Source organism: Nocardia sp. NPDC051030 (genome assembly GCF_040683015.1).
Classification (GTDB): domain Bacteria; phylum Actinomycetota; class Actinomycetes; order Mycobacteriales; family Mycobacteriaceae; genus Nocardia.
On sequence record NZ_JBFBCD010000006.1, the window covers coordinates 1 to 14201 of the forward strand.

Sequence of the window (14201 nt, forward strand, 5' to 3'; positions counted from 1 at the left end):
CCCGCACAGTGCGGGAGCCGACGGCGTTTGGCGTCCACCCGGCCATAGCCCGGTTCTATGAGTGCATCGGTCCAGGGTGGCTACCGGGTCCGTGACCTGCGATGGAGAGTGGGGTTATACAAAAAATCCCCTCTTGAAATCAGGACACCATGTACACCCTGCTATTCGCACTGATTCTGCTCTGTGTGCTGGCGGTGGTTCGCGATTGGCCACGCCGGTACTCGATGTCGCTCTGCTCGATGACCCTGGCCCTCGCGGTGCTGGCGTTCCTGCCCCATGTGGTCGGCCGTCCCTTCGGCATCGCCCTCTGATGCGCGCGGTAAAGGAGAATCCGATGACCACCACACTTACCGCCCCCGCCGTCGAGAAGCTCGCTGGCACAGGCATTTCCCACAAGCTCGGGCTATGGTTCGCTCACCTCTACGTGCTCGGCATGTGCGGCACTCTGGCCGGTGCCTACTTCTTCCAGTTCGGCCTGGGCGAATACCCCTGCCCCATGTGCCTGCTGCAGCGAATGTTCTTCCTGCTCAGCGCGATCGGACCCGCCTGGATCATTGTCAGGTCGCGTACCGGAGTGGTGACCACCCAGGAGTTCGCCTCCGGCTTCGGCTGGGCCATCCTGGCCGCCGTGCTCGGTTCGGCCATCTCGGCCTCGCAGGTGCTCATGCACATCGTGCCCCCGGACCCCGGCTATGCGGGCGCACTGTTCGGGTTGCACCTCTACACCTGGGCCTTCATCACCTTCGTCCTGGCGATCCTCGCCTCGGCCATCGCCCTGTTCCTCACCGCGGTGAGTGAACCCGGCACCGTGGCAAGGACTTCCGCCGCTCTGAGCCGCGCCGCCAAGATCACCCCGGCCATTCTGATGACCTTCGTCGCCACCAATCTGGTCGCCTGCTTCCTGCTGCAGGGCCTGCACTGGAAGATGAGCGGTGATCCCACCAGCTACCAGTTCCTCACCGATCTCGGCTGGTAACTGAACGCGTTCGACCCCCGTACCGACTGCGGTACGGGGGTCGACTGCCATTCAGGCCACTATTTCGCGAGCGCCTTGCCGCCATTGGGTGCGACGGCGAACCAGGTGCCGCCGACGCCCTGGCCCAGCAGGTCACCCGCCTTCTTGTCCTTCGAGAAGTAGTAGACCGGCCAGCCGCCCACGGTGAGCTGGCAGGTGCCGTCGGCGCGCTCGATGAATCCGGTCAGGACCGGATCGATGCCGTCCACATAGAGGGACTGGCCGCGGTTGACCAGCATCGGCGACCAGGTGGTGGCGCAGTCACCACTGCAGTTCGAGACCGACGGCTTGGCGGTGTCCTTGTCGAACCGGTAGAGCGAGCGGCCGTCCTTATCGACCACGTGCTGCCCGATCGTCCCATCGGTGACCACCTTCAGCTGCACCGAATCGGCATTCGTGGGTGCGGTGCCCTTGTAGATCTTCAGCCAGCCCTGCTGCCGCTCGAGCTGCGCCTGCGAGACCGAGGTGGGTGCGCCGGTCGGCGTCGGGTCGGCGAAAGCCGGTGCGGTGGACAGGGTCAGCACTCCGGCCGCGGCGACCGCGACGGCGGCGGCACGGATCAAGGGTTTGATGGCGGAGATACGGACGGTCATGGAATGCCCCTCACTGATTTTGTGGTTGAGGCAATTGTTCGGTTTCCGGGCCGAATGTTCTGTTCACCCGGCGACGTCCATTGTGTATCCGAGCCGACACAACGATCGGCTGGAGGTCAGCCGAGATACTTTCCGTACCAGTCGGTTACCCGCTTCCAGGCATCGGCGGCCGCGGTCGGCTGATAGCGCGGGCCGGTGTCATTGAAGAACGCGTGATCGGCATTCTCGGCGACGAAGGTCTCATGCGGCAGGCCCGCCTTGGTCAGCGCCGCCTCGGCGGCCGGGCGCGACGCGTCGACGCGCGCATCGAGCGCCCCGTACACCGCCAGCACCGCCGCCTTGGCCCCGGTGACCTCACCGCCGTCCGGGAACGGTCCGTAAAAGGGTGTGGCAGCGGCCAATTCGGATACCCCGGAGGTGAGTAGCAGCCAGGTCAGCCCGCCGCCGAAGCAGAATCCGGTGGCTCCCAGCTTCTTACCCGGTACCCGTTTCTGCAATTCGCCCAGTCCCGCCCGCAGATCGGCCACGAACCGGTCCTGCGAGATCGTGCCGAGCGCCGCCGTGGCGGCGGCCGGATCGGTGAAGGTGGCGGTCCCGCCCTCCTCCGACAGCAGATCGACCGCCAGCGCCGAATACCCGACTCCCGCGAAACGCCCTGTCACGGAACGAATGTGATCGGTCAGGCCCTTATTTTCGTGAATGACCAGTACCCCGCCGCGCGGCTGCGCCGCCTCCGCCCAGGCCGCCTGCAAGGTGCGCCCGTCCGGCCCGGCGAAGGTGATCGCGGCCGGTGTCACCGCGGTGCTGGTTCCGGGCGGGGCCCCGGAACCCGGCGACGTGGTGACCGCACTCGTGGCGGCGGGCGGCGTCGCCTTGTCCGAACAGGCGGCCAGCAGCGCGACCGCCGCCGGTGCCGCCAAGCCCAGCATCCCCAGCCGCCGCATGGCCTCGCGGCGGCTGAGTAGCCCTTCGGCGTGATCAGTGGCGATTTCCTCTGCGATATAGCGTTGCAGTGGCGTCATGAGTGAGAGCGTAGGCCGCCGGGGTTACGCCGGGCTGAAGAAAAGCAGGACGGTCAGGGATTGACCGCGAGCACCAATTTGCCGGTCGAGGTGCGGCTCTCCATCAATCGGTGCGCCTCGGCGACCTCGGTCAGCGCGAACTCGGCGGTGATCGGCAGATCCACCCGGCCCGTCGTCACCAAACCGAATGCGGCCGCGGCGATCTCATGCAGCACCTCGGGCGCTCCGGCCGCCAGGCCGAGAATGGAGAAACCGGCGATCGAGCGCCCGCGCGGGTACAGCTCGGGCTGGCCGATCTGCCAGGGCGCCTCACCGCTCGCATTGCCGTAGGACACCATCCGCCCGAAGATCGCCAGCGATTCCAGCCCGCGCCGCAGGGTTTCCCCACCCACCGGATCCAGCACCAGATCCACGCCGCGCCCACCGGTGGCACGCCGGACATCCTCCTCGAAGGTCGCGGTCAGGAAGGCATCGTCGTAGCCGACCTTGCGCGCGAACTCCGCCTTGGACTCACTCGACACCACCCCGTAGACCGCACCCGCGCCCGCCAGCTTGGCCACCTGCCCCACCACGGTGCCCACACCGCCCGCCGCCGCCTGCACCAGCACGCTCTCACCGCCTTGCAGCCTGCCGACCGTATGCACCAGCGCATACGCGGTCGGCAGCACCGTGGGAAGCGTTGCGGCGGTCCGCATATCGACCCCCTCGGGAATCGCGAACACCGTAGCCGCCGAGACCACCGCGACATCCGCGTACGCGCCGCCCTGCGTGATCGCCGCCACCGGCTGCCCCACCGTCAGCCCCTCGACCCCCTCGCCGACCGCCCGCACCACGCCCGAAAGCTCCAGTCCTGGAACGAAGGGCAGCGAAGGCACCCGGTACCCCACCGAACGTGCTTGCAGATCAGCGAAATTGATCCCGACGTACTGGACGTCAACACTCACCTCACCCGGCCCCGGTTCGGGCGCCTCGACCTCCACCAGCCGCAGAACCTCGGGACCACCGAATTCGCCGATCTGAATCGCGCGCATGCGCCACACTCCATTCGCATTCGTGATGACGTCCGAATGATAACCAGGCGCGCTGTGAAGCAGTCGGAACAGCATTCTCAGTTCGAGCGTTCAGCGCGTTCTAATGCGTTGCGGCGGTGGGGAACTACTCTTGCACTGCGCTATCGCGAAATTTCCGAGCCCTAGCGGGGTTTCACCGGCCGAGTAGACCGCCCACGATCTGCTCCAGGCCGATGTGGGGGTCGAATTGTTTTGCGGGGCTGGCCAGTTGGTGCAGGATGACGCCGTCCAAGTAGTCGACCAGCGGTTTCGCCACGTCTGTGCCGGGGGCGACGTCGCGCAGCAGGGTGGCGGCCCATTCGGTCAGGCGTTCGTGGCCGCGGCGGACGGTTTCCTGGACCGCGGGCACGGTTTGTGCCTCCAGGAACAGCGCGTACCTGGCGAGGGTGCGGGCGCGATCGGTGGTGGTGGCATGGGTGGCGAACTGGGCCATGCCGTCGATGAGTTGATCGAGGGTGGCGGGTGCGGGCGCGCGGTTCATTGCTTCCCAGTCCGCGTGGTCGCGCGCCTCCAAGCGTTCGGCTATTCCGGAGAGCAGTGCGTCCCGCGTGCGGAAGTAATTCGAGGTCGTACCGGAGGGCACGCCCGAGATCTCGTCGACCGCGCGGTGGGTCAGGGCGCGTGAACCGCGCGAACCGAGTAGCTCGATCGCGGCATCCAAGACCTGTTCACGCTTGGTGGGCATGGCCGGATACTACATCAGTAGTGACTTGCACTACAGCCGTAGTATTCGACACTACGGCTGTAGTAGCTTGATGTCAGCAAGGCGGCCGGTTCACTCTCGAACCGGAGGGGAATGAAGGGATCACGACATGTCCAAGGCGGTCATAGTCGGCGGCGGCATCGGTGGACTGGCAACGGCCATCGCATTCATCCGGCAGGGCTGGGAGGTCGAAGTCCTGGAACGATCGGCACGGATCGCCGAGGTCGGGGCGGGATTGTCGATCTGGCCCAATGCGCTTCGGGCACTGGATGAACTGGGCCTCGGGGACGAGGTCCGGGCCCGGGCAGCGGAGGAGGGGCTGGCCGGAATCCGGGACAGCAAGGGCCGCTGGCTCTCCCGCTCCGATGTGGAGGCCGTCCGCGTCCGCTACGGCAGCCCGATCATGATGCACCGGGCCGACCTGCTGGACATCCTGCGTGCGGCCGTACCGAAATCCACACTGCGCACCGGCATTTCGGTATCCGAGGTGCGGTCCGACGGAACCGTCGTGCACTCGGCCGGAACCTCCACCGGCGACGTGATCGTAGGCGCGGACGGCATTCGCAGCGTGGTGCGGCGCGCGGTCGTCGGCGAGATCGAACCCCGCTACAGCGGATACACCGCATGGCGAGTAGTGATCACCCCCACCGAGCCGATCGGCGATATGGGCGAAACCTGGGGCAGCGGAGAGCGTTTCGGCTACGCCAAGCTCGCGGACGGCCGGGTCTACTGCTTCGCCGTGGCCAATATGCCCGCCGGAACCCCGGGCGGCGGCCTGTCCGAACTGCGTTCCCGCTTCGGCACCTGGCATGACCCGATCCCCGCCCTCCTGGCCGCGGCCGACGAATCAGCCCTCCTGAAGCACGACCTCTACGACCTCCCCGACCTGAAAACCTTTGTCGCAGGCCGTATCGCGCTGATCGGCGACGCCGCCCACGCCATGACCCCCAACCTCGGCCAGGGCGCCTGCCAAGCACTCGAAGACGCGGTAGTCCTGTCCCGAGTCGCCGCCAAGGACGCGGACCTCTCCCGCTACGACACCCTCCGCAGACCCCGCACCCAAATGATCGTCAAACGTTCCCGAGCAATCGGCGCAGTAGGCCAACTCTCCTCCCCCCTGGCCGTCCTCGCCCGCAACACCCTCATGCGCCTGGCCCCCTCCTCAGCCCAATTCAAAGCCCTCGCCCCGATCCTCGATTGGGAAGTCTGAGCAGGGATGCTTGAATGGCTGATGACCGCCTGAATCGCACCTGGTTGGGGGTTCGATGCTGATCGAGAAGCAACGGTGGGCAGGGATCCAAGACGGGTCGGTGACCGTCCTGTTCAGGCGCTGGCGCAAAACCCAGGCCACACCCGGGCAGACGTACCGAACCGGGGCTGGGCGAATCGTCGTGGATGGCATGGAGATTGTCACGCCGCGGCGGATTCGGTCCCTCGATGCGCGGGCCGCCGGATACAAATCCGTGGCTGCGGTATTAGCGGATCTACGCGGGGACGCCGACGCCCCGATCTATCTACTTCGCATCCACCTGGCCGAAGATGCCGACCCACGCGAGGAGCTGGCCGCCTCCGATCAACTAACCGACCAGGACATCGCGATCATCACCGGCAAGTTGGGGCGAATGGACGCCTCGAGTCCGCTGGGTCCCTGGACCTTACAAACTCTCCGTCTCATCAACCAGTTTCCGGCCACCCGTGCTCCCGACCTGGCCGCCCGGCTCAGGCGTGAGACGGATCGTTTCAAGGTCGACGTTCGCAAACTCAAAAACCTTGGGCTCACTCACAGCCTCGATGTCGGATATCGCCTGTCCCCGCGCGGCATTGCCTACCTGCAATCGCAGCGTTCACCGAGTTCGGAACGGTAGCCGACCATGGGCCTGGACATCCATCACCAGAAAGCCGCCATGGATGGCGACAGTTATATCGGCGTGGGGAGTATGCCCCCCGAGGCGCTGTCGGAATATGGGTTCGAGCGGTATGTACGGGATATCCCCAGCACTCGGATGGTGCATTCCGTCGTGTTCTTTGAAGGACGAACAGACGCGGGCCTTCGCGGAATCGGCCCATCGCGGTGATAAATCGGGCCACACCTACCTGGTGGGTACGCCGGAGACCGATGCCACGCGGCTTCGGGGCTTGGAACAGCAGCTGGGGATGGGGCATTGCGAGCGGCGCAAGTCGGTCATCGACTTCGTCACGGGCCCTGGCGCTTACGACTCGATCAACCTCTCGTATTACGAGCCGGTCATCATCCCGGTGATCCACATTGTCGACGCCGGGTACCAGCGCAAGGGGATGGCATCCGGGTTCTATGACCACTTCCGCAATCTGGGGCACTACGTGCGGGAGGAAGACTTCCGGATGCTCGAGGAATTCGCGGATCCTGACTACTTCGATACGACCGCGAACATCCGGAAGAACTTCTTGGAGAACTACGAGCGGGGTCGCAGCATTTTGACCAGTTGGTGGTGAGGCGCGCACCGCGTTAGACGGCGGCGGCGTGTCCGATGATGATGTTGCCGAAGGAATTACGGGCGAAGACCTGCACGGAGTCGCCGGTCTCGGAGGGGGCGACCGAGGACAGTTGGTTGTGGACCGAGCCGTGCGGGGTGTTGGTTTCCACGCGGACCGCGCTGCCCGGGCGGATGCCGACCTCCAGCTCGCCGACCGAGGTCTCCAGCTGCATAACCCCGCGGGCGGCTTCGACGATGCGGATGTCGCCCTGGGCGGCCTTGGCGGTGACCGAACCGAGGGGGCGTTCGACGATGATGTCGCCGGAGGCGATCTCCATGTCGACCACGCCGAGTGCGCCGAGGCCCAGCAGGTGGCCGACACCGCCGACGGCCTTGAGTGCGGAGCCGGTGGGGACCTCGATGCGCACCTCGACGGTCGGGGTGCCGCTGAAGGGGGAGTGGTTGCGCCAGTTCTTCGGGGTGTTGACGGTCAGGACGCCGTCGGTGAAATCGACCTTGATCTGCTCGGCGGCACGCACGTCGGCCTTCTTGGAGGCGTCCGAGGGGCGGATGTCGACGACGGTGTCGTTGCGGTCGGAGGCGATCACGGTGAGGGTGCCGGAGAGGACCTCGGCGTCGACGGTGATGGCGGCGGGGGTCTGGAAAACGGTCATGGCATTACTCCTTGTGCGAGTGAAAACGGCTGGTCCGTGAGCTGCGTGGCGGGGTCTTCGACCTGGCCGGTGCTGTTCAACGAGGACTACTTTCGCCAACCCCGCTGACAGTGGACTGACGTGGCGCTGACACGCCCGCTGATACGGTGCCTGAGATGCGAGAGATGCCGATGACATCGAGTCCGGAACGCACGTCGTCGCGGTCGTGGTGGGGGTGGGGTGCGACGAACGAGGCGCTCTCACAACAGGAATCCGAGGCGCTCGCGGCACGGGTCTCGGGCTTGCTGCCGGGGCATGACCTCACCGATCACGAGCCGCCGGATCCGGCGTCATTGCCGATACCGGCTGCCCGGGTGACGCCGCCGGAATCGCTGGCCGGGCTGTGCTCGAGCGATCCGGTCGATCGGGCGTCGCATGCGCATGGGAAGGCATTCCGGGATGTGGTGCGAAATCTGCACGGCCGGTTGGAACATGTGCCCGATCTGATCGTGCGGCCGCGCACCGAACAGGATGTGATCGACGTACTCGATTGGTGCACAAGGGAATCCATTGCCGCGATCGCGTTCGGCGGCGGGAGTTCGGTAGTCGGCGGGATCGAACCGCGGCTGGACGGGCCCGCCGTCACGATCGACATGTCGAAGCTGGATCGAGTGCTGGAGATCGACCGGACCAGTCGCGCGGCGCGGATTCAAGCCGGGGTGTTCGGGCCGGATCTGGAGAATCAGCTTCGCGGGCATGGGCTTTCACTGCGGCACTTCCCGCAGTCGTTCGCGTTCTCCACGCTCGGCGGATGGCTGGCGACTCGCGCGGGCGGGCATTTCGCCACGCTGTACACGCATATCGATGACCTGACCGAATCGATGCGGGTGGTGACGCCGGTCGGTGTCAGCGAGTCCCGGCGACTACCCGGGTCGGGGGCGGGGCCCTCGCCGGATCGGCTGTTCCTGGGATCCGAAGGGACGCTGGGGATTATCACCGAGGCGTGGATGCGACTGCAGGATCGCCCGCGCTGGCAAGTCACCGCCACCGTCGCCTTCCAGGACTACCGGCGTGCGGTGGAGGCAACCCGCGCCATCGCGCAATCCGGTCTGTACCCCGCCAACTGCCGACTGCTGGACCCCGCCGAAGCCTTCCTCAATGCCGGATCGACCGCCCCCGGCGGCGTCCTCGTGCTGGCCTTCGAATCCGCCGACCACCCCGTCGACTCCTGGCTGGACCGAGCCCTGGAAATCGCGGCGGACCACGGCGGCACCACCGCGGCCCGCCGCGACAGACAACAGTCCGACCCCGACGCCTCAACGAACTGGCGCTCATCCTTCCTGCGCATGCCCTACCAGCGGGATGCCCTGGCCCGCCGCGCCATGATCGTAGAAACCTTCGAAACCGCCTGCACCTGGGATAAATTCGAGACCCTGCACGCAAATATCACGTCCGCGGCCCAGTCCGCCCTGGCCGAAATCTGCGGCGGCGGCCTGATCACCTGCCGATTCACCCACGTCTACCCCGACGGCCCCGCCCCCTACTACGGCATTTACGCCCCCGGCCGCTGGGGCAGCACCGTGGCCCAATGGGATGAAATCAAAACCGCAGTCTCGGAAGCCATCTCGAGCTCCGGCGGCACAATCACCCACCACCACGCCGTAGGCCGAGACCACCGCCCCTGGTACGACCGCCAACGCCCCGCCCCCTTCGCCACCGCCCTGCACGCCGCCAAACAGGCCCTGGACCCCGCCGGAATCCTCAACCCCGGAGTCCTCCTCCCCACAAAGCCCGCCTGACCGAAAAAATCTGTAGTGAAAACTCTAGACATTCGGCAAGTGGTTGTGTAATTTCACTGTCGTTCATATGAGAGATCGAGTGACTGGGCAGGTGAGCTGCCTGGTATGCAGTACTCCCCGTCCCCTCCGGAGCAGGCGAGAATCCGGCTGGCCCTCTGGCTGCTGGACCGTCGCCGGAGGGGCGGGGCGTAACACGGCAAGACATTCGCAAGCAGACCGATACGTATGGAGGTGGCCACTGAGTAGTCGAAAGCCTGTTCCGCGACCCGAGACGTCTCGGATGCGGTGTACGCCATCGGCCTAGGGGGGCCGGTGAACAGTTCGACCCTTTCGTATACGTAGATCCCAGGCCCCGGCGCACCCGCGCCGGGGCCTCCCTTCGTTTCAAAACCCTCGAGAGGTGTTGTGCGGCAATCGGATATGACTACGCGTAGCCCTGACCGCGGCGCTAGTTCCGCGCGGTCAGGATCTGGGTGAGGTAGTCCGGGGTGCCGTCGATGCGCTGCAGATGCGGGTAACGGAGGCCATCGTGATAGTTCAGTTCAATGGTCCGTGTCTGATCGAAGTCTTTCACCTGCAATCGGATCGGTGCGGGGTCCGTCTTGGCCGCCTCGATCGCGGCTTCCATCGTGGCTTGGGAATAGGGGGCGTCGTTGACCGAAACCACCGTCATCCCGGAGCCGACCTTTGCCTTGAATGCGGGTCCGTCCCATCGCACGTCGGTGACCTTGCCCGCACCGGACACGTTGAGACCGATCGAGTAGGTGTAGTTGACGGCGCCCTCGGCCTTTTTCCGCTGAGCCGTGAGTAAGGCACCCGGGTTGTTGTCGTAGACCAACTTCCACCCCGTCTTCTCGACACTCGCGGCGAACGATTCCTTTCCGTCGAGGCGATCGCGCAGGTACTTCCCCCAGTCGTCGGAGACCACGCCATTCAGTGTCGAGACGACGTCGTCGAAGTCGTAGGTGTGCTGCGACACCCACTTGCCATCGTCGACACCGAAGAACGCGCGAGCGAAATCATCGAGTGACTTCGTGTTCCCCGACAGTTCGCGGATACGCGCGTCCACCCCCAGCCACACCAGTTGCCCGCCCTGGTAGTAATCCTCGCTGAGCTGCCACGACCGATACGGCTTCGTGCGCCGCTGAGCGATGATGGGATCGTTCGTGGTGTCCCGCAGGCCGCGCCAGGCGAGTCCGGGCCGGTTATCGGTGTACACAGCGACTACCGAAGCCAACGCATCACGGGAGACTTCCGCAGGTTCCAAGCCGGACCGGCCGGTGAGCACATTGCCCCAATACTGCGTCTGTCCCTCGTAGACCCACAACAAGCTGTCTTGCATCGGGACGTTGAAGTTGGGTGTCCACAGATCTGCCGGGCGTCGAAACTTGCCATTCCAGGAATGGGTGTACTCGTGCCCGAGCAGATCGTCGCTGCCAACCGCGGGGTCCCACCCGGTGAAATAGTCCGTGGGTTGGCCGTTCTCGCTGGATCGTTGGTGTTCCAACCCGTTGGAGCTGAGCTGATCCGACAACGACAGCAGGAAGTCGTAGTGGTCGTAGTGTTGTGAGCCGTACAGTCCCACGGCCTGTCGCACCAGAGCCCTGTGCAACTCGATGTGCTCGGGCTTGGCCTCGAGCTGCTCCGGTGCGTCGGCGAATGCTTGCAGCCGCACAGGGGTTTTCGCGCCAGGAGCCAGGTCGAACTCCTTGTGATAGCGCCCCGCATACACGGGCGAGTCGATGAGGATGTCCAATGGAACGGGCTTGTAATTCACGGTGTCGCCGTTCTTTCCGGCGACATCCAGCGCGGTTCCGGCCTCGAATCCTGGTGGGTAGGTAACGCTCGCGATGAAGGGAATCTCACTGGCGGGAGTGCCAGCTGGATAGAGGACCACGGCATTCCACTGTAAATTCAGCATATTCGGCGTCATCACCACGCGCCCCTGAGCGGAATCTGTGGGGGTGAGGAACTGGAAGCTCGCGTCAATTGATTCCACGCCGTCGGGCACGGACACCTTGAACGAATACACATTCAGCGGGTCACGCTTCCACTCCAGCTTGTTCCCTGCGCTGGTGAAGGTGATGCCCGCGATCTTGTCGATCGGACCGGACGCAGAGTGGCTGCCCGGCAGCCACTGCGGAAAAAGTAAATCCACCTCGCCCGGCTGAACGGGGATCGTCTCTTTCACCTGAATCACGCGTTGCGGCAGATTGGTCACGTCGACCGCCACCGAGATCGCTTTCTGATTCGCCGGAGCTTCATCAGACGTGTTGCGCAAGCCGAAGTAAAGCGAGCCCGCCACCAAAATGAGAACGACGACGCCAACAGCGCCATAAATACGAATCTTGGTCAACGGCACTCCCCGATCTCGTGGACGAAATAGACGCAATGCCCGCCCCCGCCCCATCCCCTCCTCCGGCGTCAACGCTTCAAATAGTTTGTTCGGGTCGGCGAGCATCCATTAGTTGTCTGAACTAACTTTTGATAGTACGAGAGTTGGTATCGCACTGCGCGGAGAGCAAGTGTGGGCTGCGTCATACCTGTCGGCGTAGCTGAGATCTGCCGGGCGGTAAGCGATCGAGTCGCGCTCAGGGCCGCGAGTCCTGTGATCCGTGCTCGTCCAAGGCGCTTTGCAGGGTGGTGTTGAGGGCCTGGGCTTCGGTGAGCTGATCCTCGAGGATCACGATCCGGCACGCCCCTTCGAGGGAATTTCCGGCATCGACCAGCTCACGCACGCGCGCGGCGATCCGCAGTTGGTAGCGCGAGTAGCGGCGGTGTCCGCCCGCCGAGCGTTGCGGGGTCAGCAGGTGTGCGGCGTCGAGGGTGCGCAGGAATGCCTGGGTGACGTCGAGGATCTCCGCCGCGCGACCCATGCTGTAGGCGGGGAAATCCTCGTCATCGAGTCTGTCCGCCCCGCCGACATTGCCGGGGGGAGTCGTATCTGGTTGCTGCACAACACCTCTCAAGGGTTTTTGAAACGACGGGAGGCCCCGGCGCGGGTGCGCCGGGGCCTGGGATCTACGTATACGAAAGGAACAAACTGTTCACCGGCCCCTGAGGGCCGATGGCATACACCGCACCCACGATGAGTCGGGATGTGGAACAGGTTTGGGACTACTCAGTGGCCACCACCTCCGCGGGTGTCGGGTTCTGCCTGTCATGGTCTTGGTCCTTGCTGTGCCCCGTCCCCTCCGGCGGCGGTCCGGGCTGCGGGGGGTCCAGCCGGCTTCTCGTCTGCGCCGGAGGGGACGGGTGTATTGCATGCCAGGCAGTTCACCTGCCCAGCCACTCAACTTCTCTCTCGAACGACAGTCAAATTACACACTGGCGCACGGAATGTCTAGAGCCATCACTACAGATTTTTTTCGCGGCGCCCGTGCCTCCCGTGCGCCCGCCCGCTCCCAGCTCACTCACCGGTCGATCAAGGTCGGCGAGGGGTGGTAACCAGGGTCACCGCGGCCGCCAGCACGGCCAGCGCCGAGGCAACCAGCAGCGCCGCACTCGAGCCGGAAGCCAGCGCCTGATGTAGTGCTTCGGTGGGCGGTTCGGTGGGGTGTGTGGCCGTCCATGACGTGATCGAGTCCGCGGTGACGGTCGAACCGATCGAGGCGATGGCGGCGAGGCCGAGCGTGCCTCCGGTTTGCAGGGCCGAGGCCGACATCCCCGACGCGATCCCGGTGTCTTCCTCGGCCACATTGCCGACCACGAGCAAGGTATTGGCAGACAACATCACGCCGATACCGCCACCCAGGGCGAGCAACCCGGGCAGCAGACCCGTCGCGTACGAGCTGGAAACCCCGAGCCGGGACAGCCAGAACGCGCCGAGCGCGGCCAGAATCGCACCCGCCGTGGTGAATACGCGCGGGCCGACCTTTCCGGACTTCGCCTTGACCAGGCCCGCGCTTACCACAATGGCCACGGTCATCGGCAGGAATGACAACCCGGTGCGCATCGGGCTGTAGCCGAATATGTCCTGCGCATAGCGAGTTCCGAAGAAGAACACCGGAAACAGGCACGCGTAGGTCAGCGCGGCCGTGACGAGGGCTCCCGTGCGTACCCGATCGCGGAGCAGCCGGAGCGGGAGCATGGGCACCGCCGTGGTGGCTTCGATCGTCGCGAACAGCACGAACAGCACGATCGCCGCCGCGAGCATGCTTACGCTGAGTCTGTTGTCCCAGCCTGCGCTGCCCGCGTGGATCGCTCCGTAGACCAGGCATGACAACGCCGCGGTCCCGATCACTGCGCCAGGCACGTCGAGCCGTCGGCGAGCGCCACGAGATTCGGGAAGCGTGACCAACGCCGCCAGCACAATCCCCACGCACAGCGGCACATTGATCAACAGCACCCAGCGCCAGGAGGCCAGTTGGGTCAACAGACCGCCGGCCACCATGCCGCCGGCCGCTCCGATCCCCGACATGCTCGCGTAGATCGCCATCGCCCGCTGGCGCGCCGGGCCGGCCGGAAAAGTGTTGGTGATCAACGACAGTGATGAAGGGGTGGCCGCCGCGGCACCCACTCCCTGTAGGCAGCGGCCTGCCAGCAGCCATCCCGGGGTATCGGCCATGCCGCCGATCAGCGAGCCGATGGCGATGATCACGAACCCGGCCACGAACAGCCGTCGGCGTCCGAACAGGTCCGCGGCGCGCCCGCCGAGCAACAGCAGACTGCCGTAGGTCAACGAGTAGGCATCGACCACCCAGGCCAGCCCGGCACCGCTGAAATTCAGCTCCCGCTGCACGGTCGGGAGCGCGACGTTCACGATCGTCATCTCGACGGAGGCCATGAACATCGCCATGCACAACACCACCAGCACCCTGCTGCCGGTCGTGCGGGCTTCCGTCGTGGTCACCGGGCTGCCGTCGCGGTTGGCCGCCGCAGAGACGCGGCGAT

Annotated in this window: 14 protein-coding genes; 6 read left to right on the forward strand and 8 right to left on the reverse strand. The window is 65.3% G+C overall.

Annotated features, from left to right (window positions below):
- Positions 1 to 149 precede the first annotated feature (149 nt).
- Both AB0N05_RS20965 and AB0N05_RS20970 read left to right on the forward strand, forming a co-directional pair.
- The gene (locus AB0N05_RS20965) at positions 150 to 311 is read left to right on the forward strand and encodes a hypothetical protein (protein WP_364696613.1); all 162 of its coding nucleotides are present in this window, start codon (positions 150 to 152) and stop codon (positions 309 to 311) included.
- Between the two features lie 23 nt (positions 312 to 334).
- Complete coding sequence (locus tag AB0N05_RS20970) at positions 335 to 976, forward strand: disulfide bond formation protein B (protein ID WP_364696616.1); 642 nt, start codon at positions 335 to 337, stop codon at positions 974 to 976.
- Between the two features lie 59 nt (positions 977 to 1035).
- Here the strand turns inward: AB0N05_RS20970 and AB0N05_RS20975 are convergent, their stop codons facing one another.
- The 4 genes from AB0N05_RS20975 to AB0N05_RS20990 form a co-directional block, all read right to left on the reverse strand.
- Positions 1036 to 1608, reverse strand: a complete 573-nt coding sequence (locus tag AB0N05_RS20975) for a hypothetical protein (RefSeq protein WP_364696619.1) — start codon at positions 1606 to 1608, stop codon at positions 1036 to 1038.
- A gap of 116 nt (positions 1609 to 1724) precedes the next feature.
- Positions 1725 to 2630, reverse strand: a complete 906-nt coding sequence (locus AB0N05_RS20980; RefSeq protein WP_364696622.1) for a dienelactone hydrolase family protein — start codon at positions 2628 to 2630, stop codon at positions 1725 to 1727.
- Between the two features lie 53 nt (positions 2631 to 2683).
- On the reverse strand, positions 2684 to 3661 hold the full coding sequence (locus AB0N05_RS20985; protein WP_364696625.1) for a zinc-binding dehydrogenase: 978 nt from the start codon (positions 3659 to 3661) through the stop codon (positions 2684 to 2686).
- Positions 3662 to 3833: 172 nt separating this feature from the next.
- Positions 3834 to 4385: a TetR family transcriptional regulator gene (locus AB0N05_RS20990; RefSeq protein WP_364696628.1), complete on the reverse strand. Its 552-nt coding sequence runs from the start codon at positions 4383 to 4385 to the stop codon at positions 3834 to 3836.
- Between the two features lie 127 nt (positions 4386 to 4512).
- Here AB0N05_RS20990 and AB0N05_RS20995 point away from each other — a divergent pair, with 127 nt between their 5' ends.
- The 3 genes from AB0N05_RS20995 to AB0N05_RS21005 all read left to right on the forward strand — a co-directional run bounded on the left by AB0N05_RS20995 (position 4513) and on the right by AB0N05_RS21005 (position 6875).
- A complete protein-coding gene (locus AB0N05_RS20995; RefSeq protein WP_364696631.1) occupies positions 4513 to 5613 on the forward strand; it encodes an FAD-dependent monooxygenase in 1101 nt (366 codons plus the stop codon).
- A 55-nt stretch (positions 5614 to 5668) separates the two neighbouring features.
- Positions 5669 to 6268 (forward strand): hypothetical protein, encoded by a 600-nt coding sequence (locus tag AB0N05_RS21000; protein WP_364696634.1) that lies wholly within the window; start codon positions 5669 to 5671, stop codon positions 6266 to 6268.
- Between the two features lie 160 nt (positions 6269 to 6428).
- Positions 6429 to 6875, forward strand: a complete 447-nt coding sequence (locus tag AB0N05_RS21005; RefSeq protein WP_364696637.1) for a hypothetical protein — start codon at positions 6429 to 6431, stop codon at positions 6873 to 6875.
- A 13-nt stretch (positions 6876 to 6888) separates the two neighbouring features.
- Here AB0N05_RS21005 and AB0N05_RS21010 read toward each other — a convergent pair whose 3' ends face one another.
- Positions 6889 to 7530 (reverse strand): hypothetical protein, encoded by a 642-nt coding sequence (locus tag AB0N05_RS21010; RefSeq protein ID WP_364696640.1) that lies wholly within the window; start codon positions 7528 to 7530, stop codon positions 6889 to 6891.
- A 164-nt stretch (positions 7531 to 7694) separates the two neighbouring features.
- On the opposite strand from AB0N05_RS21010, the gene AB0N05_RS21015 reads away from it, so the two are divergent.
- The gene (locus AB0N05_RS21015) at positions 7695 to 9308 is read left to right on the forward strand and encodes an FAD-binding oxidoreductase (protein WP_364697879.1); all 1614 of its coding nucleotides are present in this window, start codon (positions 7695 to 7697) and stop codon (positions 9306 to 9308) included.
- A 448-nt stretch (positions 9309 to 9756) separates the two neighbouring features.
- Here AB0N05_RS21015 and AB0N05_RS21020 read toward each other — a convergent pair whose 3' ends face one another.
- The 3 genes from AB0N05_RS21020 to AB0N05_RS21030 all read right to left on the reverse strand — a co-directional run bounded on the left by AB0N05_RS21020 (position 9757) and on the right by AB0N05_RS21030 (position 14160).
- Positions 9757 to 11670 carry a peptidase M61 gene (locus tag AB0N05_RS21020; RefSeq protein ID WP_364697881.1) on the reverse strand — a complete coding sequence of 638 codons (1914 nt, stop codon included), beginning with the start codon at positions 11668 to 11670 and terminating at the stop codon, positions 9757 to 9759.
- Between the two features lie 229 nt (positions 11671 to 11899).
- Positions 11900 to 12265, reverse strand: a complete 366-nt coding sequence (locus AB0N05_RS21025; protein WP_364696643.1) for a MerR family transcriptional regulator — start codon at positions 12263 to 12265, stop codon at positions 11900 to 11902.
- 467 nt (positions 12266 to 12732) lie between these two features.
- A complete protein-coding gene (locus tag AB0N05_RS21030; protein WP_364696646.1) occupies positions 12733 to 14160 on the reverse strand; it encodes an MFS transporter in 1428 nt (475 codons plus the stop codon).
- Between the last annotated feature and the right edge of the window lie 41 nt (positions 14161 to 14201).

Coding starts and splice junctions, on each gene's coding strand:
- AB0N05_RS21000 (WP_364696634.1), top strand. CDS start 5,669: ATGCTGATCGAGAAGCAACGGTGGGCAGGGATCCAAGACGGGTCGGTG.
- AB0N05_RS20975 (WP_364696619.1), bottom strand. CDS start 1,608: ATGACCGTCCGTATCTCCGCCATCAAACCCTTGATCCGTGCCGCCGCC.
- AB0N05_RS21015 (WP_364697879.1), top strand. CDS start 7,695: ATGCCGATGACATCGAGTCCGGAACGCACGTCGTCGCGGTCGTGGTGG.
- AB0N05_RS20970 (WP_364696616.1), top strand. CDS start 335: ATGACCACCACACTTACCGCCCCCGCCGTCGAGAAGCTCGCTGGCACA.
- AB0N05_RS20965 (WP_364696613.1), top strand. CDS start 150: ATGTACACCCTGCTATTCGCACTGATTCTGCTCTGTGTGCTGGCGGTG.
- AB0N05_RS20995 (WP_364696631.1), top strand. CDS start 4,513: ATGTCCAAGGCGGTCATAGTCGGCGGCGGCATCGGTGGACTGGCAACG.
- AB0N05_RS20980 (WP_364696622.1), bottom strand. CDS start 2,630: ATGACGCCACTGCAACGCTATATCGCAGAGGAAATCGCCACTGATCAC.
- AB0N05_RS20990 (WP_364696628.1), bottom strand. CDS start 4,385: ATGCCCACCAAGCGTGAACAGGTCTTGGATGCCGCGATCGAGCTACTC.
- AB0N05_RS20985 (WP_364696625.1), bottom strand. CDS start 3,661: ATGCGCGCGATTCAGATCGGCGAATTCGGTGGTCCCGAGGTTCTGCGG.
- AB0N05_RS21010 (WP_364696640.1), bottom strand. CDS start 7,530: ATGACCGTTTTCCAGACCCCCGCCGCCATCACCGTCGACGCCGAGGTC.